Raw genomic sequence first — 20896 nt, forward strand, 5'->3', positions numbered from 1 at the left:
GCATCATTCGATGTGGCTTTGGGCGACATTTTGTTAGCCAGAGTAACATAATGGGACTTATCGATGCAGCTATCCATTGAGCTTTAACAGCGGGGCTCCAGCAGAGAGCTAATTTAGATTTGAGTTTCCGTGCGTCCTTGATCGTGTGTCTTGTATCGACTCACGCTAGCCTCCAACTGCGCTGCAGCACATCCAGCAGCGCGTCCTGCCGCGCAGCGACTACCGTCGGTGTCCAGCCATCCGTGTGCAGCACCTGACTAGTTAGCGCATATGAGCAAACCCCACTGGTACCCACGAAATACGCCGACTTCTTCCTATCGAAGTCATAGTTCAGTGCCTTGGAATTACGTGCTCGGTTGAGCGGCACCAGGTTGGCCAAGCGATGTAGCCAGAGTGCGCGCTCATCGACATCCGGCCAGTTTTTCGCCCACTCGCTGGCTGCGTCCACCGTCTGCGGCAGGACATGCTCTATAGTCAGCACATTGGGCATGTAGTTGGCCGCTTGATCGGAAACGTAGGAGTCCAGACGCAGAATCAGATAGTTACGCCGACGTGCGGTCATTTCATAGACGTTGCCGTTCAATGCCCTGAGCATCTCGTCACATTCTGCCGGTGTCAGTTCGATACGGTCGACTAGAACACTATTTTGGAGATCCTCCAGGACCAGGGCATAGCGCTCAATCCGCTGGTTTACGTTCTTGGCGGTGACATGCAGATAGGCCGCCAAACGCTCCAAGCGAGTGAGGAAGTCCAGCACTACGTCAGCAGCGCCACCATAACGGGCGAGAAACGCAATCGCGACCGGCAACCAGTCAGAGTTGTCGATCCTATTTAGCCAAGTGAACAAATCGTTGATTTTCCCAGCATCTGTGGAAGACACGTATTGCGCATTCTTTGCCACCAAGTAAGCCTCGGCATATGGAGCAACCACCTGCTCAACCAGCGCCTCGGATGATGTCACTTTGCTCAACACATGGTCACGGAACTCTTCCAGCAGCATCCGCCTCGCTTTGAAGCGGGCGTAGATCATGCGGATATGACTGAACAGCTCACTGAAGCCATCACGCCCAGTAGCAACCTCAAGATCCTCCCAGCGATCATTGAAGGCCTCGCGCTTGTCCTCAGGCAACTTGCCGATCACTTCCGCCTTGATGATGTCTGTGGGCAGAAGATCGAGACCGCGATTGTTCAACACAGAAAAAACCCGAAACGCCGACTGCTGGCTTGGCGTGGTCACCACAACTAAAAAACAACGCATTAGCAAGAAAGAACCGAAGTCGACGATGCTCGTCTCGTCGCTGGCGAACTTCGCTGCAAGGCGCTCCAGCAGCAGCCGTGCATTACCCTGGATATTCCGCTGCGACTCATTCTCCAGTTGCGCCGGATCAATCCGCGCAAGATTCTCGAAATTGAGCCCTTGCACAAATTGCGTAAAGAAGACCCGGTCCCGTTCACGCAGCGCCAGGCGCGGCTTGGAATTCAGCTTCAGAGCCACGTTTCCAGGCTCGCGGATGAAGCTATAGAAAGCCGAGTGATTTTCTCCGGTCAGCAACGATGTAATCGTTGCCAGCAGGATAGTCAAAGTGGTCAAACGCTGCTGGCCGTCGATTACCTCAGCCAGAGGCTTCCCCTCGTCCTTGATCAATACAATGGAACCCAGGAAATAACTGTCCTCCGCCTCCTTCTCGAAGAAGTCGTATAGATCGTCGAACAGTTCACCCGCCTGGTCTCGTGTCCAAGCATAAGGTCGCTGATACGGGGGAATCACATAGTCGAACTCGGAACTAAAGATCTTCGCAAGCTGGTACTCGGCGCCACTGATTTTCTTGCTCATCCTGAATAACTCACTCGTCACTTCCCGCAGCCTGCAGGAACCAGATTAAAAAATCGAAACCACGCACCGAATATTTCCAGCTTTATGCAGCTCTATGTCTGGATTGTTCCGTCGCTCACACTTAGGGTCATCATGCCCTAGTGCGGCCGAATTCCGGCGGGGGGAGGAATGGCAGTTTCCCCAACGCCCGCTCAGCCCAGCCCAACGAACTCTGGCCGCCAGAATGGGCTGTGTATTTACCCTATCGTTATTGCGGGATATCAGTAGTACCTTACAAATCAGGTCCAGGTTTGCGCGAAACGCTCGCGGAGACTATCAAGGGGCGCGGGCAACTGCCCGCTGCAGGTCAGGCCCAGGTAAGTGGCTGCACGCGTGAAGCCGACATACAGAAACCTTTCGAACAACTCCGGCATACGCTGCGCCAGAGTATCAACATCGACGAAGAATACAGCCTCAAACTCCAACCCCTTGATATGCTCAACAGCAAACACCCGCACATTGTTCTCCCCGCCCAAGGCCTGCCCCCCCAGACAGGCATCGACCTTAATGCCATAATCCTCCAGATCCTGATTGAGCAACTTGGCCAGCACTGTCACCTGCTCATCGTCGTGTACCAGCACCGCGATTGTTGGCAATGTCTTGAGCTGCCGTTCGATTGCAACAACTGCCTCCGCCAACCAGGCACTTACAACCACAAGATCACCGGCATGCTCCAGTAGGATCGGCGCAACATCTTCGTGCGCCATGGCATTGGGCAGCTCAGCTGTGGCTTCCTGATCACTGCCGCTTAGATTCAACAACTCACCGGCCAGATCGTTGAGCAAACGACTTTGGCGATACACGGTGTTGATACGCCGAATATCCAAACCGTTGGCCGCCCACTGCAACTGTTCTTTGTTACGGATACCGATGCCGGTGATGCGCTGATTGAAATCACCGCATGCAAAGAAGGAATGAGTATTGAGCGAAGTTAGGCTGTACATGGCTGCCAGCTGCAAGGAGGAAAAATCGGTGGCCTCATCCACCAACACTTGATTGCAGAAGTTGGAAGCAATAGTGGCCAAATATTCCGGCAGATTGCCCTGGCGACTGAGGGTGAGTGAGCGATTTCCCAGAAGCTCGCGGGCATTGCGCAGACTGAGCAGCACCAGCGCATCCAACTCGAAGCTCGATAGATGCCTTACATTGATACCGTCTATGCGGTACAACGTCTGGTCGGTCTGGTACAACTTGCGAAAGGCTTTGTAGCTTGCAGCTACATCCGTTACATAACGCCGGTGGGCGTTCAGGAAGCGCCGCAAGGCATTCTGCAGAGCCGCACGCTGGCCTATATCCAGTAAGGTTTCCTCATCAGGCAAACGCTCCCCCAGCCAAGCGACAATGGTGTGCGCTCGCCCGGTAGCGGATAGGCGCTTCTTCTGAAAGCGTGAACGCGCCAAGGCCACAATTGCTTTTTGATACTCCTTGAGCGCCTCCGGATTGGAGACTTTACCCGTGGAAGGAGGGGACGGCTGCAGATCCTCCTCTTCGGCATCAAAGACTTCGTCCTCATCCTGCTCATCAGCAGCGCCAAGCCCCGTCAAAAAATCGACCAACAGGATGAAAAACGTCTTGTCCTTATCGTACTCAGCTTTAATCAACGCCTTTGCACTGCGATCGGTCTGCTGCTTTAAGCCATCAAGGGTGTTTCTGATGGCGAGTTCTATGGGTGCCAGCTCGGTATAGAGCGGTACCAGCGCCTCAGGCCTGGCTTGCGCCATGATTGAAACAAGTTTCTGTATCACCGCACCGTCAGTGGTATCGCCCAGCTTGCTCAATTGCTCGGCACCGGCCTGTAGTTGGCTGAACAGTCGCTGACGATGGAAAGCTGAAACCTGCTCGTACCACATCTGGGGTGAGATCAGCACACCATCGCTGAGCACCTCAAGATCTTGCTTGAGCACAAAAGCACCACGCCCATCCCCGGTTTGCAGCAGATTCAGCACATTACGCGCCAGCGCGCGACGACGGTTTTCCCAGGTCAGAATTCGCTCATCCGATGCAGGTACATCCTCTCGACTGAACGCTTCCTTGAGGTAGTGTTTCAGCAGTTCTGTAGGAGTGAACATCACCCAGCTATGGACGTGAGTCTTGCCGGCATCATCATCCACTGCCAGACGTTTCTCTCGTTCGTCAAGAAACTCAATTTCGAGCTTTTGGCTCAGCCGCTTGATCAGCGTAGTGGTTTTACCAGTGCCCGGCGGTCCCATGATCATCAATTGGCTGTCGAGAGGTAGACGGAAAATCTCGTCCTGAAACTTGTCGAGGATCGGCTGATCGCGCAGCGCCATGGATTGACGGATGCGATGCATCAGCCCTTGATGGATATGCTGCTCTGTAGCTCCAGCCTCCAGCATTGCATCAAAGTCATCCGCCGCCTCAGCGTCCAATGCACGCAACAAGGCCCGAAGCGAATCGATGGTGCAGGCACTCAATTCCTCATGATCGAAGCGAGTATCCAGCGCATCCCAACCCAACTCATCCAGCTTAGGCTTGAAATACGCGGACTCTATTACTGTGTACTCATGGCCGTTGACCTCCAGCGCATCGCCCACCGGCAAAGAAGCCAGCCGGCCCTTAGCGGAGTGGTAGCTGGCTAGCTGCGCATCGTTTTGAAGAGATACCTGGAACTTACGCGTCACGTAAAGCAGCTGTTGATCGCCCTGCTCATCTTCCAGTAGCAATCTCGCGATAGCCGGCTCTCTGATCAGCGAGGCATAACCGTCCTGGTTCTCGCGGTTGATAGTCGCAAGGGTTCGTGACGCGCCTGTATCAGTAAATGTGTTGGCGTTGGCAAAGGCGCCAGCATCGATACCATGCACCGCTCTCTGTTTCTGCTGAGCCAGTTCGACAATATGCGTGAAGGTGGCCAACGTTTCTTGGGCCAGCTCTACCAGATGTTGATCCCGTTTCATTAGTGCAGCACTCCCTGTTCTGTTTGTCCAAAGCTTCCAACACTACATTCTGGGTAGGGTAAACAACTGGTTTGTGTTGGCCATAACTCTGAGAATAATTATCCAGCCCCTCAAGCTGCGAATTCACCAAGGAGCTCATCGGATAGCTTCTCCGCCATCTTCGCGATGTTTATCGCCTCGGCCATAATTCCCTGGGCTCTTTATATTGAACAAAGTAGCGCTAGCGCCATGATGGCACGGCCAGTGGCACAGTAGACACGATGGTTGAACTGGCTACAAGGTGATCACCCCTGCGACATTGCTAGCTATTGCAAACTGGCACAAATGTGCAGTTACCTCGTGCTCGCGACGAGTCCGTGGGCTATTTGTACATAGCCCGACGCTGAGTCGAACCGGCGATCATCTCGTCTTGTTCTGTGGCCTCATCCATTTCCTGACAGCTGATCAGCATGCGGATTCTATCGACCAGCGCATTCATCGCTTGAGCAGTGCTTAAGTAGCCAGTCTCCGTGCTGTTCATGCAGATCAGCCCCAATGGGCTGTCTTCAATCCCAATCTCCCGGTAAGCCATCCAGAACACGTCTTGATGTTCATCGTCGCAGCATTGCGCGTACGCCTCGTTAATCTGTGGCACGCAGCGGAATAGACTGGAGAGCGGTGTCAACTTGATTTGCTCATCGCCCACTACATCTAAGCTGACACGGTATGCCGGACCGTCCGTGCGGGCGACAGCTTGCACCAGTCGACCAATGACGATTGCAGCGTGTAATTTAGACAAAGGAAGTCGTGGATTGATGTAGGGAAGGAGCATGTCAGTGCGTGCTGAATACTGGATTCTCTGAGTAGGGGGATGAGCCAAGCAGCACATACCTGAGCGCGAGGCCCCGTTGTATTGGCTCAGCCTCTGCTGCAACCAAACGCCCGGCATCGACTGCCGTAATCCTTGGTAGCTGCCTTGCAGAGATAGCTGACCCGATAGAAGTAATCCTCCATCTCTACATGATCATCATGAGAAAGGTGGTACTGAGGATTGGCAGGGACATGCACCAGTCCATCAGCGTCTTCGAAAGAAATTCTCAGTGCACTCGCCCATGCAGACTGAAGGCGGCTGTATAGATTCTCCCTTCCGGAATGGAAGCGTCCCACGGTGTGGTACGCATCCTTGTTGAGCAGCAATACGAAGTGGTAGTGCGGCCGTCCCTCCTGACCTATCTCCCTGACCCAACACCATCGCACCCGTGTCTGATGTGCTGTGCCATTCAGGCGCCTGGAGCGCTCCCGTGCGGATTCAATCCTGGCGATCAAGGAGTCGACAAACCTGGATATGACAGCGTTCCCTGATGCAGGTGGCAGATAGTCATCTGGAAAACGTAGGTCGAAACGTAGTGCGAACACTCTGCGGTGATCACTCAGCGCCAACTGAGTGGTTTCATAAAGCCGCTCTAGGTATTCAGTAATGAGGGGGCCGCGTAACCTCATCACGGGCAGACCTCTAAAGGTGTTCTCGTGATGCAGGTGGAGATTGCTGTTGCCGGCGTGACGCTTGGATTGCTGTGCCATGGTGGGTGATCCGCTGAGTGAATTCATAAACTCAGCAGGCTATGTATTTATTTACGGCATTGATCTGCCAGTGAGAGCTCAGCGTATGGCGCTGATCCTGTTACTGGTTGCAATGTGGAGTGTGGCTGGGTTCCTGATGCCGCCCCCGTTGAGGGCTATGACGATGCAAAGCTGTTGTTATGAACATAGCTACGCAAGGCTCTATAAATAATACTAATACCGAAATCTATCACCCTAGGCCAACGAGAGGCTTGGAAAGCAATGTCCCAGACAAAGCGGGAAGAACGTAGCTATTTCAGTAACTCAGATGCTCTGGAAATAAACCACTGCTTGGAACCTTCCGGTCAGCACGAACTCCGACGGAATGGCTTGGCGAACGCATAGCCAATTGAGTAATCAACCGACCTTAACGTCGTCGCAGAAGCGCTACTGATTTCGAACGTCTAAGATAGACCGGTGCCGCTGAAAGTAGTTAGGCGACGCAGAGCGTCCATGGGGGGACAAATGGGGGGACAAAAAAACACCAACCTATAGAACCCAATAAAATATGGCCTAAATCTCAAAATAACGCCGCCCACAAGCCGGCTTTTTAATGTCCGGAAGAAAGCACGCAGCATCAATGCATGTAATGCAGAATCGGTCAGCGGCCTGCTGACCAATTATGGATAACTAAACCCCTTAACCAACGTCAACTCCCCCACCGCCCGCATCGGCACCAGAAACGTCTCCATTTTCTCGTCCGGCGTTCCCTCCTCCGTAATCACCGTAACCTGCGCCGTCGTCAGCGGCTGAACCGCATCCTCTTGCCCTTCCTCATCACTGCGATACCCGCCCCCAAAGTAGTTCACATACACCAAATACTGCCCCTTGATCGGCGCTGGCATGGCAAAAATTTCCGGGCCATACCCCGTCGTCACGTCCACATCCAGCGCCGCACCATTCGCCACAACCCGGTCGCCATACCAGATGTGCGCGCCATCGGGCGTGACGAGGTGCAAGTCCAGATCCGTACCGTCGCTGTCCCAGGCCAGTAACACGCGCAATTTCGCCGGGGTGGCGCCGCCACTGGTATTGAGAAATTGCGTGCGGTGGCGCTGCTGGCCATCGGGGCTGCGGACTTCGACGCTGTTGCTGCCGTTGGGGAAGGAGAACGGTCGATCGAAGCGGCCAGCGGAGTCGATCTTCAGCGGCATGCTGACGCCGTTGACGATCAATCGGCCGGGCTCAGTGGACTTGGGTGTGGCTTTGATCTGGCCGGTGATGCGTGCGGTGTTGGCCTGTCCTGCCGGCGTGTTCACCGAGGAAGCCGGGTAGTTGACAGTCTGGCGGAAGTTTTCGCCTTCGCCCCCGACTGCACCGGTGCGCCAGCCGCCGACGGGGGTGTCGAGTTTGGCGGCGCTTTCAGCCGCGGAAACCGTCGGCAACATGCAAACAGAACAAAGGAACAGGAAGACCTGTGGAGAACGGAGTTTCATGGCCTATTCCAGCAAGAGGTGGCGGGCGAGCCCTTCAATGTAGGTTTCATCCTGGCCGTTGGGATGAGCTTCAAAAGCCAGGTGCAGGTATTCGTGGGTCAGGTCGAGGCGGTCTTGCAGCGACAGCACGCCGCGCACGTAGATGCGCTGACGCTCGCGGTCGACATAGGGGCGGCCGAAGGCGAGGCGACAGACGGCGAACGTGCTGACTTCGTTGTAGCCGACCTCGCTGTCCAATCGCGCACGCCAGCCGCGGCGTTGGGTTTGCAGCCAGTCTTGCGCGGCGGGCAGTACGTCGCAGGAGGCGACGGGGTTGTCCCAGCGGCTGAGGCTGGCGCGCGGGTAGGCGTGCAGCAGGATGGCGTCGTAGCGTTGGCCGGCGTTGGCTTGCTCGACGGCTTGTTGCCAGGAGAGTTTGTCCGGGCCGGGTTGGTCGGAGTGGTAGGTGACGGTGCTGCCGGCGAGGACGAGGTCGCTGGTCCACGCGGCGATGTGGCGTGATTCGGCGGTGGCCGGGCGTGGTGCGACCCGCTGGCGACTGCTGCTGTCGTCGATGCTCAGGCAGTCGCCGTGGCGGGTGGCGTTTTGCAGCAGGTAGGTGCGAATGGCGACGGCCAGGGCTTTGGCGGCTTCGGCGGGTTCAGGTTTGGCTTCCCGTTGCAGCACTCGGGCGACGTATTCTTCGCGATCCAGACGGGCGACCAGATTGTCGCCCACCAAAAACAGCTCACCGTCGCTGTGAATATCCAGTTGATTGCCATTGGCGAATTCAACGCGATAGTCGCCCTGCAAAGGCCCGGAAGACACAACCCTATCCCCCGCCAGAACGCGTCCAATCGGATAACGAGAAAACAAGCCGACTTCAACGCAGCGCCCCGCATCCAACGGCCAATCAACCGGCAACACCGACGCCAACGCCTGACCGTAATTGCGCAGAACCATCTGACTGGTCCCGCGCCCACCGGCCCAGATCGGCGTGCCATCCACGGTCCAACCGGCAAACCCACCCTGACGCGACGATGGATCGTGATCACCCAACCAGCTCCAGGTTTTCACCCGCAACCGGCTACCGAGTTCGCCGACGACATTGCCGTCAGCGGCATTCAACACCACATCAAGCAACACCCGCCGCGCCTGATCCTGTGCGGGCATCACGGCCAACATTCGCAGTAGTTCCACCACCGAAACCCGCGTGGATGGCTGCAACGAAGGCAAGTCCAGCAGCCACTCGGGCGCTTTCCGTGCCTGCCAATACGTGCGCCAACCTGTGCCGGAAATACCCAACCGAGCAGGCTCAAAATACAAACCGCAGGACTTCACCAGCGCCTGATCACGTTCGATCTTGCCGCCCGCGGTGCAACAATAAACTTCTTCTTTCGACTGCCCGCGACATTCATACGCCGGCTCTCGAGCACCGGTGTCCACCAGCCAGCCGTAGACAAACAACTTCCACACACTGCCCAACGGCGTCTGCAAAGCGTCGGGCAACGGCTCGCGAGAAATCACCTGAGTCGGGCTCAGCGCCAGCAATTCACCCTTGAAGCCCAGTCGCAACGGTTCGTCCTGCGCTGCCGCCAGCGCAGGGATCAAACACAGCAGCCACCAGACCAAACGTCGGGTCATGTCAGTTGACCGTGACCTGACCCAGCGCCGGTTTCTGTTCCAGAGCCTGATGCTGTGGCGCGTAGACCTGAGTGAAACGCACTGGCGGCAGGTTGAACTGGCCTTTCTGCGAGAAGCGCACCAGATGACGCAGCCGCAATTCACCACTCAAGGCGTCCACCGGAATCGCGTAAGCCATCTGACCCGGTTCGAAGCGCGCCTTCTCCAGCGCAGTCGGTTCAGTACCGGCCTTGCCCATCAATTTGATGCCCCACGTGGTGCGCTCGACATCCGCGCCCGGCGGCAGAGGCACTTCGATCATCCCGTAACGCAGCGGCTTGGCGGCTTTGCTGGTGATGATCACTTCGTCCAGATACAGGCTGTCGCTGGACAACGGCTTGCTGCCAACCGCTTCGAGTTTGAAGGTGAAGGCCGCGTCACCCGGCACCAGACGCGACAGCCGACGGGTGATGGTCACGGCCATCGGATCAACCGGCGGTTGTTTAGTCTGGAAACTCAACGCTGCCCGCAACGGGCGCTCTTGCGTCCCGGTCAGCGACAACACTGCCGGTACGGGCGCAGCGCCCTGCCACGTCCAATACATCTCACCGGTATCACCGTAGTTTTTCTTCCAGCCGTCACCCGGTGCCAGTGCGATGGTGGGCGAAGCCTGCTCGATGCTGCGTTGCAACCAGGTCAGCGCCAACGCGCGCTCCAGGGTCGATTGCTGCGGCAACAGACGTTGCAACAAGGCTTGCGCGTGAGCCTGATCGAAGGCTTGCAACGACAGGTTCAACGCTTCGGCAAACGGCTGGGAACTGACCGCCAGACGCTGTTGCGCATCGGCCAATTGACGATTGAAAGCATCGGGCAATGTCACCTTGGACTGACGAGCCAACGATGCCGTCAACGCACGCGCCGCCGCCAACCCGAGCGCCGAATCCGGATCGCTCATGACGATGCTGTCTTCGCCATCGTCCATCAGGTTCGCCGCATTACCCTCGCCCGCTTTCGCCAGATCATCCATCAAACCGCTGAGCAAGGTGTTCACCGGCAATTGCATCTGTTTGGCGAACGAAAGAATCAGCGCCCGCTGCAACAACGGCGTGTTCTTGGCCTGCTTCGAATACACCTCCAGCACCCGCTGCCAATGCTCCGGCGGCAGGCTCAGTTCCAAGGCTTTGCTGGCGTGCCAGTCGGCGTAATACGCGTAAGCCGTGAGAAACGCATCCGGCTCGCCGTCCATGCCCCACCAGGTGAAGCTCGCCGAAGGCCCGGCCATTTGCACCAGGCGCAGACGGCTGTTTTGCATGATCAACCGCAAGCGATCGCGGATCTGCGGGTTCGACGACAAGGTCGGGTACGCGATGCTCAACGGCAGCAAACGACTGGCCGTCTGCTCGACGCCGCCGTACGGATAGCTCAGCAAATCATCGAGCGCCGAGCGGAACAGCGCTTGCGGGCTGTCATCCAGCCGCAGGCGAATGTCCGTTGCGTCCACCGGCAAGGTCAGCGGCGTGTCGCCGCTGGCCACGTCCAGGCTTTGGCTTTGTGTGACCTGCCAGCCTTCGCCGGTCGCGGTCAGGCGCACGGCCAGCGCGTCAGCGGTTTTGCCGTCCAGCACCAGCTCGGCGGTCCACTCGCCCGTGGCCAAGTCGAACGCTGGCAACGCGATGTAGTTGATGCCGTTGTTCAGCGTCACCGGCACCCGCTGTTCGGCACCGGCGAAATGAATCACCAGCTCAGCCTTGACCGGTTTGTCCGCCTGGCTGAAGGCGAACACACCGAGATCCGGCTTGTCGCCCGTACGGAATTTGCTCGGGCCGCTCCACTTCAGGTACAGCGGTTTTTCCGAGCGCACGAATTGCTTTTTCTGCCCGACCTGACCGTCATCGGCGATGGCTCGCGCGGTGATGCGCCAGCGGGTCAGCGAGTCCGGCATCTTGAAGGTGAAGCGGGTTTTGCCGTTGGCGTCGGTGATCAATTCCGGCTGCCATGCGGCGGTGTCGACGTCTTCACGACGTGGCCGCTCCAGCACTTTCACGCCTCGCTCGCTGCGATTGGCTTTGCCCGGCGCGCCTGGGCTGCCCGGCAACGCGACGTCGTAACTGATGAACGACAGACTGGCGCTGGTGCGCACGTTGTTGCGGCGTGGATGGTAGAAGAACTGGTCGATGGTCGGCGCGACTTCCGGTTGCAGCGCGTAGACCATTTCGTCGACCACGCTGACCGTCAGGTGCGCCGGAATCGGCTTGCCGGCGAATTGGGTGGTGAGGTCGACGGACACGGTATCGCCCGGTTGATACGCTTCTTTGTCGGTGGTGATAGCCACGTCGATCTGCGGCGCAATCACCTTGATGCCGGCGTTCTGGAAGCTGTATTGACCGCCCTTGGTGTACAGAACCGAGAACGTCAGGTTCGGCGCGAAATTGTCCTTCACCGGGATGCGTGCTCGGTATTGGGTGTCGCTGAGTTTTTCCATCTTCAGCCAGTCACCGCCCTTGGACAGCAGCGCAGTCGCCTCGACTTTGTCGCGCTCCAGCGACAGCAGTGCATCGCTGACGGGCTCCGGAAAAGTGATCAGCGCAAGGGCTTCGTCGCCTGCCTTGTACTCGGGTTTGTCGAGGACGATTTCCACGGTGCCGGGCACGGCTTTGACGCCATCGCCGGTGACTGAATGGCCTGTGGCGCCGACCACGCGACCGTGGTCATCCTTCAAGGTCAGGTTGTAAGTGCCAGGACGCTCGAACGCCAGCGTGAAGCCCTTATCGGATGCGGCAAGTTTGCCTTCACCGGTGCTCTGATCTTCCAGACGCACCCAGCTGTAGCCGCTCGGCGTGACCGCTTTGCTCTGCTCGCTGCCACCTTCGTTGGCGTAGCTGAAAACAACCTTGTCACCCACCGCACTGAAGCGCTGCGGCGCCCGCAGACTGAAACTCGCGGCCCCCCGGTCGATGAGGATTTCCTTGGTGGTCCTGACCCGATACGCCGCACCATCGCTGGCGAAAACGGTGAGCATGTAGCGGCTCGGTTTCTCGGCGGCGGGCAGGTCGAGGGTCGCGTTGCCTTTGGCGTCGGTGGTCAATTCGGTACTGGTCAGTTCCACCGGGAATTGCCCGAGGTATTGCAGCTCGTTATCGACCATCGACAGTTGCTGGGCGCGCAGGCTCAGGGTCAGTTTGGCATTCGCGACGGGCTTGCCGTCCGGGTACAGCAGCACCAGGCTGCCTTTGACCGGCTCGCCGGTGCGGTAATCCTGCTTGGCCAGGTTCAACGAGATTTCGAAGTGCGGCTTGATGTATTCGGCAACCCGGAAAGCGCTGCTGTAGGCCTGATCCTTGTAGCTGAAACGCAGTTCATAACCGCCCGCCACGGCATTGTCCGGCAACTGGAAACGACCTTGAGTGCCAGCCTTGGAATCGAGCTTCAGCGCCAGCGATTGCAGCGCGGTGCCCGTGGCATCGAGTACCGTCACGTTGACGTCGGCAGCGGTCGGTGCCACGGAATCCCGGGCGTTCTTGAACTCGCGACCGACGATTTTCAGCGACACCCAATCCCCCGGCCGATACAGCGGCCGGTCGGTGAAGGCATAGAGTTTGGTGTCGTAGATTTCGCTGTCGTAATAGAAGTTCTCGGAGACAAACACCCCGCCCTCTTCGTCCTCGCCGATCACGAACGAACGCTCCGGACTGACGTGTTTCAGACGCAGCAAACCATCGGCATCGGTGGCGCCACTGCTCATTACGCCGAGGCCATCGGTCCACAGCACATTCACCTTAGGCACCGAACTGCCTTCGTGTTTGCGCGCCGCCCAGACCAGCAGTTCATCACCGGCAATCTTGCTCACGGCCACGGTGTTGGAGACGAAGACCATGGTGGTCGCGCGGTACTTGCCGATCAGCGCTTCCACCAGATACAGCCCCGGTTTCAGGTTGCCCAACGGGATGTACACGTTGCCTGGCGCGACAGTGACGAACTCGCTGGACGAACCGGCCAGATTCACGCCTTCTGGTGGCTGGATCGGTTTGGCTTGCCACAGCGGATAACGGAACTGGCTGACCACCGGCAGGCCTGGAATCAGTGCGAATTGCGGCTGGGCGTCGTAAGGCGTTGGCGCAGCAATCGCGGTGCCCATCTTCAGTTCAGGCACTTCCTCGGTGACTTGTTTGCGCGACTCGTAGGAAAACGCCCGCTGCATCACGCGACGGGATTTGCGGTACCAGTTGTCCCACAGGTACGCGAGGGTGTTCGACAGACCTTCACCCTTGAATTGGCCGTCGCTGACCACGCGATGCAGGTTCTTCTGGCGCTTGAGGAAATCCAGCGGCTTGTCGATGCGATACACCCGAATGTCCGCGCCGCCGTAGGGCTCCATGCGAAAGCGGCGATAGTCACGGCCCGGCGCTTCGAGGCGCACCATCGCCTGCTCGTCACTGGCAAAACTGCTGTCCGCCAGCAGGAAAAAACTTTCACCGGCCACCGGCGTGTAGCCGCTCGGCTCGACGGTGTCTTCGGCGTTCACTGCCGAAACAGGCAGGACCAACACCAACAATAGAGACAGAAAGCGCAGCATGCGGGCACCGGTCATTGGGAGAGAAAGTTCAGTCGATAGACGCCGATGAAGTTGGGGTTGGCTGCGTCGGGTATCCATCGGGTGTCCTTCCATGTCATGAGTTGCTGCAGGCTCGCGGATCGCATGCCGTTGTCAGTGGGGGTGGTGGTGCCGGTGTGATAGGCGATGTAGCGGCCCATCCAGATCATCAGGTGCTGGTCGTCGCCCTGATCGAAAAACATCAGGTCGCCGGGTCGCGCTTGCGCCACGTCGCGGCCAACCAGATGGCTGTTGAACTGAATCAGTTTGATCGCGTTGACGTAAGGCCCGACCTTGCCGCCGCCCTGCTGCCATTGCTGGGCGAGGCCGCGTTGGGCGTCGCTCAGTTGCAGCTCCGGCGGCAGGTAGCGGTTGGACAGGCCATTGCTGCGCAGCCATTTGTCGTCATGGACTTTCAGCGCTTCGTTGGCGGCAAAACGCACCAGCCCTGCGCAGTCCTGCTGATACCAGCGCGGGCTCGGGCCTTGGGTCAGCTGCTCCTGGGCGATGCGCACGAACCAGGCGCGAAACACCTGGGATTGCTGCGGGTCGAGCGGCGCGGCGTCACTGGCAAATGCGCGACTGCCGAGCAACATCGCCAGCAGGCCGAGGCCTCGGATAAGTGCGGTCACAGGGCTTTCCATTCCAGTGGCAGCCATTGCCAGTGGCCGTCGGGCTCGCTGCCTTCCGGCAACGTCAGCGCGTATTTTCCGTAGCCGCCGAGCTTGCGCAGTTTCGGGATCAGGTAAGTTTGTGCGGCGTTATAGAACACCGGCTCCATGTCCTGCGGCAGGCTGTCGAGGGTTTCCTGTTGCATCAGTTGCGCCATGGAATCCGGGCCGAAGTAGACCGGCATCAGCAGGTCTTTCGGCACCACGTCGGCCATCGGCGGGAAACGTTTGTCGAGGGTGCCGAGGGCTTTGTCCACCAGCTTGTCATCGAGGGAAAACAGCAGTGTCGAACCGTGGCGCGCCAGGCTGACTTTCATGAAGGCCTTGCCGGTGATCGCGTCCGGGTTCTCGGCATCCTTGGCTTTGTAAGGGCCGAAGTTGGAGCTGACCTGACGCTGCCACTGGTGGTGTTCACCTTCCAGTTTTTCCACCACCGGGAACGCGTGTTCTTCGACGTTGCCTTCGTAGGCGCCGACCATCGAACCGAAAAGGCTGCCCAGGTCGCCATCGAGTTTGGCGCTGTCATCATCGTTCAGGCTGGCCACCAGCAGCGGCGTGTACAGCCGCGAATCGGCATACCAGCACAGGCCGGCAGCACCGGCCATGTGTTCGGTCAGGGCCTGGGCCACGGTTTCTTCGGCGCCGAGTTTCACCAGCAACGGTTTCTGTTGTTCGGCGGCGAGCGGTAGCGCCACACAAGCGCTGGCCCCCATCGGCATGGCTTGCCAGATCGGTTTGAAATCGAAGTCCGGCTGGTTTTCCAGTTCGTCCATGGCGAGGAAGCTGTGCCAGCCTTTGTCGTCCATATCGAAACGCAGGCCGGCGAAGTTCGGGATGAAACGCTGGTAACCCATGGCCAGGACGCTGGAATTGACCGAGAGGCGTTGTTTCACTTCAGGGGCGCGAGGTGGCAGGCCGAAGGCTTCGGGGAACAGTTTCTGCCCGCCAAGCAGTGCTTCCAGCGATTCAGTCGAGACCATGCCGGGTTCATCGACCGGACCGTGGCCGGTCTCGTAGAGTTTGGCCGGGTTGGACAGCACCACCAGTTTGTCGCCATGGGAGGCGAACAGCAGCGCTTTGCTGTGGTTGTAGGTGAGCTGATAAAGCGGCACCACATCACCGCCGACCTTCATCTCACTGAGCTGGGTCAGCTGCGAATCATCCAGCGCCACTTTCGCCAGCGGCTCCAGCACTTTGGCCAGACCACCACGATCCATCACCAACAAAAAGTCTTTCAGGCGGCCATCCGCCCCGCGCCACAACGCTACGTCCGCCGGTTGATCGAAAAGCTGTTCGATCAGGCTGTCCTGCAATTTCAGGTCATGTTCGTAGATGATCCGGCGCAGACTGCCGATCAAGCCAAGGCGATCGGCATGGGCTTCGTAATAGAAGACGAAATCTTCGGTGAGGGTTTCCTTGAGGAACGGCACCGCCAGCAAGTCTTTGGGCAACTGGCTCAAGGAGTGGGTTTCGAGCAGACCGTCCGGCCGGCTCATGCCCAGTTTATCGCTGGCCAACTCGGCGGGCAGCGCCTTGGGTTTGTGCATGAACCAGCCAAGTCCGGCCGCCACGCCTGCCACAAGGATCAGCCCGCCCAGCAGCACAGGCCAACGCCGGGAGGATTTGGCTGCGGGTTCGGCAGGAGAAACAGTGTTATCGCTCATGTTCACGCTCATGTTCCCAAAGCTCAGCAATTCATCCGTGGTGCGGGATGCTTAATAGTTGAAAGTCTTGACCAGCAGCAGGTCACCGATCGCGCGCAGGGGCACGATGAAGGTCTCGCGTTTTTCGTCGACGGTGTTTTCGTTGAGCACCAGATTGATCTGCGAGGTGATCACCTCGTTCTGGTTGCTGGTCTCATCGAAGTTATAGCCGCCGCTGCCGAAGTTGCCCCAATAGTTCACGTAAACCAGATAGGTGCCATGCAGCGGCGCGGTCATGGTGAACATTTCCGGGCCGGGGCCATCGACGCCGTCCGGGTCCAGGCCACCGCCGTTGCTCATCGCCGGGCGAGCCCAGAACGCATGCTGGCCGTCGGGGGTAATAATGTGCAGGTCGAGTTCAGCCTTCGGATCGTCCCAACCCAGCACCACGCGAATCCGCGCCGGGGTGCGCAGGTTATTGGCTTCGTAGAACTGAACGCGCTTGAGGGATTTGCCTTCGGCACTGCGCACTTCGACGCTATTGGAACCGGCGCCAAACGCGTACGGCCGGGCGAAACGTCCTTGGTCGTCGGTGTAGAGGTTCAATGGATTGCCGTTGACCGCCAGCGTGTGCGGCCCGCGTTGCGTGCCAATGGCCTTGAGCTGGCCCTGGATCATCGTGCGATTGCGCTGCCCGCCCCGGTCGATGGGCGGCGTGGGATAGGCCACTTGTGGGTTTTCGCTGCGATCGAGCAGGCCGTTGTAGCGCCAGCCGCCCACCGGCTCCGACAGCTCGGCCGTCGGCTCGGCGCAGGCAGCCGTCGCGCAGAGCCACCCCATCAGGCATAGAAAAAATGAACGCATGTGACGCCTCCTGCCATGCATAACGAAACCTTGCGCCTGATCCTCGGCGCGTTACAGATCCAAAAACTGCGTTTCGTCAGAAAGACCCGTGACTATTGGGTCGTAGAAGCCGCGAAGGTTAGCCATTTGGAGGATTTTTAACAATCGGATACATCTCGAATTGCGGGGGTTATCACGATGTTGTCAGGCGTGAGCCGAATAGCAGCCTTATTCGGCTCACAAAATGAGCCGAACAATTCTGTTCTCGCGGATGTATCCGAAACCCTGTGGGAGCTGGCTTGCCTGCGATGACGGTGTATCAGGCAGCGGGGGATTGATGGTGTTCAACCAAATCCCCAGCTGACAACGGCCGCTCATTTGCCCATAACCCCCATGTCTGCTAGTGTCGCGCCGGTTTAACGTCAACCGGAAATCGCCGCCATGGCCCGTAAAAAAGCTGCACTGGATTTCGAACAATCCCTCGCCGACCTGCAAACGCTGGTGGAGCGACTGGAGAACGGCGAACTGTCGCTGGAAGACTCGCTGACCGCTTTCGAGCAGGGCATCGGTCTGACCCGCGATTGCCAGGCAGCGCTGGCCCAGGCCGAGCAAAAGGTTCAAGTGCTGCTCGAACGTGATGGCGAGCTGGCCGAGGAACCCTTCGACGCGGATCAACCAGAATGATTGCAGCGTATTCGGCGACCAGCCAGGCCCGCGTCAATGCGGCACTGGAAACCTTGTTCAACGCGCCAAGCCCGGAACTCGCGCGGCTGTACGAAGCCATGCGCTACAGCGTGATGAACGGCGGTAAACGCGTTCGTCCATTGCTGGCCTACGCCGCGTGCGAAGCGTTGGGCGGCAAGGCTGAGCAAGCCAACGGCGCGGCCTGCGCGGTGGAGCTGATTCACGCTTACTCCCTGGTTCACGACGATCTGCCGGCGATGGACGACGACGATCTGCGGCGCGGCCAGCCAACCACCCACAAAAAATTCGATGAAGCCTGCGCGATTCTCGCCGGCGACGGTTTGCAGAGCCTGGCGTTCAGCGCCCTGCTCGACCCGCGCCTGAGCTCATCGGAGGCAGAGATTCGCCTGCAAATGGTCAGCGCTCTGGCGTTGGCGGCAGGCCCGGCGGGCATGGTCGGCGGCCAAGCCATCGACCTCGGCTCGGTGGGCTTGAAGCTCGATCAAAAAGCCTTGGAAACCATGCACCGGCACAAGACCGGCGCGCTGATCGAGGTCAGCGTCAAACTCGGCGCCCTGGCCAGCGGCCGTGCCGAGAAGGACGAACTGAAGTCCTTGAAGGCGTATGCACAGGCCATCGGCCTGGCATTTCAAGTGCAGGACGACATTCTTGACGTCGAAAGTGACACCGAGACCCTTGGCAAACGCCAGGGCGCCGACATCGCTCGCGACAAGCCGACCTACCCGGCCCTGCTCGGCCTCGATGCGGCCAAGGCCTACGCCCTGGAACTGCGCGACCAGGCCCTGCACGCGCTGCGACCGTTTGACGCGGCCGCCGAGCCGTTGCGCGACCTGGCCCGTTATATCGTCGACCGCCGCAGCTGACGGCGTATCCGCCAAAAAAGACCAACGCGTGGGCAGGGGCCGATGCATCAGGTAAACTGCCGCCTCTTCTATACCTATAACGATTCGCCTGATGCCCACGACGTTTCATGAGATTCCCCGCAAGCGCCCGACCACGCCCCTGCTCGACCGTGCCAACACGCCGGACGGCCTGCGCCGGTTAGGCGAAGCCGAGCTGGAAACCCTGGCCGATGAGTTGCGCCTGGAATTGCTCTACACGGTCGGTCAGACCGGCGGGCATTTCGGTGCAGGCCTGGGCGTCATCGAGCTGACCATCGCGTTGCATTACGTCTTCGACACCCCGGACGACCGGCTGGTGTGGGACGTGGGTCATCAGGCTTATCCGCACAAAATCCTCACCGGCCGTCGCGAGCGCATGGCCACCCTGCGCCAGAAGGACGGCGTTGCAGCCTTCCCGCGTCGTTCCGAGAGCGAGTACGACACCTTTGGCGTCGGCCACTCCAGCACCTCGATCAGCGCAGCGCTGGGCATGGCCATTGCCGCCCGCCTGCAGAACAGTGATCGCAAGGCCATTGCGGTGATCGGCGACGGCGCGTTGACCGCCGGCATGGCGTTCGAAGCGCTGAACCACGCGCCGGAAGTGAACGCCAACATGCTGGTGATCCTCAACGACAACGACATGTCGATCTCGCGCAACGTCGGTGGCTTGTCGAATTACCTGGCGAAAATCCTTTCCAGCCGCACCTACGCGAGCATGCGCGAAGGCAGCAAAAAGGTCCTGTCGCGCCTGCCCGGCGCCTGGGAAATCGCCCGCCGCACCGAAGAATACGCCAAAGGCATGCTGGTCCCCGGCACGCTGTTCGAAGAGTTGGGCTGGAACTACATCGGCCCGATCGATGGCCACGACCTGCCAACCCTGATCGCCACCCTGCGCAACATGCGCGATCTGAAAGGCCCGCAATTCCTGCACGTCGTCACCAAGAAAGGCAAAGGCTTCGCCCCGGCGGAAGTCGACCCGATCGGTTACCACGCGATCACCAAGCTCGAACCGGTCGACGCACCGGCCGCTGCGCCGAAAAAGGCGGGCGGGCCGAAGTATTCCGGTGTGTTCGGTGAATGGCTGTGCGACATGGCGGCTTCTGATCCACGCCTGGTCGGTATTACACCGGCGATGAAGGAAGGCTCCGATCTGGTGGCGTTCAGCGAGCGTTTTCCGCTGCGCTATTTCGACGTAGCCATCGCCGAGCAACACGCCGTGACCTTCGCGGCCGGCATGGCCTGCGAAGGTGCGAAACCGGTGGTGGCGATTTACTCGACCTTCCTGCAACGCGGCTACGATCAACTGATCCACGACGTCGCGGTGCAAAACCTCGACGTGCTGTTCGCCATCGACCGCGCAGGCCTGGTGGGCGAAGACGGCCCGACGCACGCGGGCAGTTTCGATCTGTCGTTCCTGCGCTGCATCCCCGGCATGCTGGTGATGACCCCGAGCGATGAAAACGAACTGCGCAAAATGCTCACCACCGGCCACCTGTACAACGGCCCGGCGGCGGTGCGTTACCCGCGCGGCAACGGCCCGAACGCAACCATCGAAAAAGACCTGCAACCGATCGAAATCGGCAAAGGCGTGGTTCGCCGCCAGGGCAGCAAAGTTGCCCTGCTGGTGTTTGGCGTACAACTGGCCGAAGCGCTGAAAGTCGCCGAGACGCTGGATGCCACCGTGGTCGACATGCGTTTCGTCAAACCGCTGGATGAAGCGCTGGTTCGCGAGATTGCCGGCAGCCATGAGTTGCTGGTGACCATCGAAGAAAACGCGATCATGGGCGGTGCCGGTGGTGCGGTGAGCGAATTCCTCGCCCGGGAAAACATCCTCAAGTCGATGCTGCACCTGGGCTTGCCGGACAGCTATGTCGAGCACGCCAAGCCGGCGCAAATGCTGGCCGAGTGCGGGTTGGATGAAGCCGGCATTGAAGCGTCAGTGCGTGAACGCCTGGAACTGCTGAACATCTGATCCGCTGAATAAATGCAATACCCTGTGGGAGCGGGCCTGCTCGCGATTGCGGTCTGTCAGTCAATGTAGATGTTGACTGACAGACCGCAATCGCGAGCAGGCTCGCTCCCACATTGGTTTTCTGTGCCCTTCAAAACTTGTATTCGCTTTAAAGCGTCAACGGAC

General features: G+C 58.9%; 13 protein-coding genes. 3 read left to right on the forward strand and 10 right to left on the reverse strand.

The window, feature by feature from the left end:
• Window positions 1–160: 160 nt before the first annotated feature.
• From ACM6I5_RS00870 to ACM6I5_RS00915, 10 genes are all read right to left on the reverse strand, one after another.
• Complete coding sequence (locus ACM6I5_RS00870; protein WP_414883015.1) at window positions 161–1834, reverse strand: DUF262 domain-containing protein; 1674 nt, start codon at window positions 1832–1834, stop codon at window positions 161–163.
• Between the two features lie 278 nt (window positions 1835–2112).
• Complete coding sequence (locus ACM6I5_RS00875; protein ID WP_414883016.1) at window positions 2113–4788, reverse strand: ATP-binding domain-containing protein; 2676 nt, start codon at window positions 4786–4788, stop codon at window positions 2113–2115.
• A gap of 361 nt (window positions 4789–5149) precedes the next feature.
• Window positions 5150–5599 (reverse strand): hypothetical protein, encoded by a 450-nt coding sequence (locus ACM6I5_RS00880; protein WP_414883017.1) that lies wholly within the window; start codon window positions 5597–5599, stop codon window positions 5150–5152.
• Window positions 5600–5685: 86 nt separating this feature from the next.
• Window positions 5686–6348 (reverse strand): inovirus Gp2 family protein, encoded by a 663-nt coding sequence (locus tag ACM6I5_RS00885; protein ID WP_414883018.1) that lies wholly within the window; start codon window positions 6346–6348, stop codon window positions 5686–5688.
• Window positions 6349–7007: 659 nt separating this feature from the next.
• Window positions 7008–7823 (reverse strand): YfaP family protein, encoded by an 816-nt coding sequence (locus ACM6I5_RS00890; RefSeq protein WP_414883019.1) that lies wholly within the window; start codon window positions 7821–7823, stop codon window positions 7008–7010.
• Between the two features lie 3 nt (window positions 7824–7826).
• Window positions 7827–9446 (reverse strand): DUF2300 domain-containing protein, encoded by a 1620-nt coding sequence (locus ACM6I5_RS00895; RefSeq protein ID WP_414883020.1) that lies wholly within the window; start codon window positions 9444–9446, stop codon window positions 7827–7829.
• A 1-nt stretch (window position 9447) separates the two neighbouring features.
• Window positions 9448–14013, reverse strand: coding sequence for an alpha-2-macroglobulin family protein (locus ACM6I5_RS00900; protein ID WP_414883021.1), 4566 nt, complete (start codon window positions 14011–14013; stop codon window positions 9448–9450).
• Window positions 14010–14660 carry a DUF1175 domain-containing protein gene (locus ACM6I5_RS00905; protein WP_414878168.1) on the reverse strand — a complete coding sequence of 217 codons (651 nt, stop codon included), beginning with the start codon at window positions 14658–14660 and terminating at the stop codon, window positions 14010–14012. The genes ACM6I5_RS00900 and ACM6I5_RS00905 overlap by 4 nt, the downstream gene beginning before the upstream one ends.
• Window positions 14645–16351 (reverse strand): DUF2138 domain-containing protein, encoded by a 1707-nt coding sequence (locus tag ACM6I5_RS00910; RefSeq protein ID WP_414883022.1) that lies wholly within the window; start codon window positions 16349–16351, stop codon window positions 14645–14647. The genes ACM6I5_RS00905 and ACM6I5_RS00910 overlap by 16 nt, the downstream gene beginning before the upstream one ends.
• Before the next feature lie 51 nt (window positions 16352–16402).
• The gene (locus ACM6I5_RS00915; protein ID WP_414883023.1) at window positions 16403–17194 is read right to left on the reverse strand and encodes a YfaP family protein; all 792 of its coding nucleotides are present in this window, start codon (window positions 17192–17194) and stop codon (window positions 16403–16405) included.
• A gap of 420 nt (window positions 17195–17614) precedes the next feature.
• Here ACM6I5_RS00915 and ACM6I5_RS00920 point away from each other — a divergent pair, with 420 nt between their 5' ends.
• The 3 genes from ACM6I5_RS00920 (at window position 17615) to dxs (ending at window position 20731) form a co-directional block, all read left to right on the forward strand.
• Window positions 17615–17857, forward strand: a complete 243-nt coding sequence (locus tag ACM6I5_RS00920) for an exodeoxyribonuclease VII small subunit (protein ID WP_007894317.1) — start codon at window positions 17615–17617, stop codon at window positions 17855–17857.
• Window positions 17854–18741, forward strand: coding sequence for a (2E,6E)-farnesyl diphosphate synthase (gene ispA / locus ACM6I5_RS00925; protein WP_017341030.1), 888 nt, complete (start codon window positions 17854–17856; stop codon window positions 18739–18741). Before ACM6I5_RS00920 ends, ispA begins: the two co-directional genes overlap by 4 nt.
• 91 nt (window positions 18742–18832) lie before the next feature.
• A complete protein-coding gene (dxs, locus tag ACM6I5_RS00930) occupies window positions 18833–20731 on the forward strand; it encodes a 1-deoxy-D-xylulose-5-phosphate synthase (RefSeq protein WP_017341031.1) in 1899 nt (632 codons plus the stop codon).
• Window positions 20732–20896 lie beyond the last annotated feature (165 nt).

It is taken from the genome of Pseudomonas sp. IT-P171 (genome assembly GCF_949767765.1).
Lineage (GTDB): Bacteria > Pseudomonadota > Gammaproteobacteria > Pseudomonadales > Pseudomonadaceae > Aquipseudomonas > Aquipseudomonas fluorescens_B.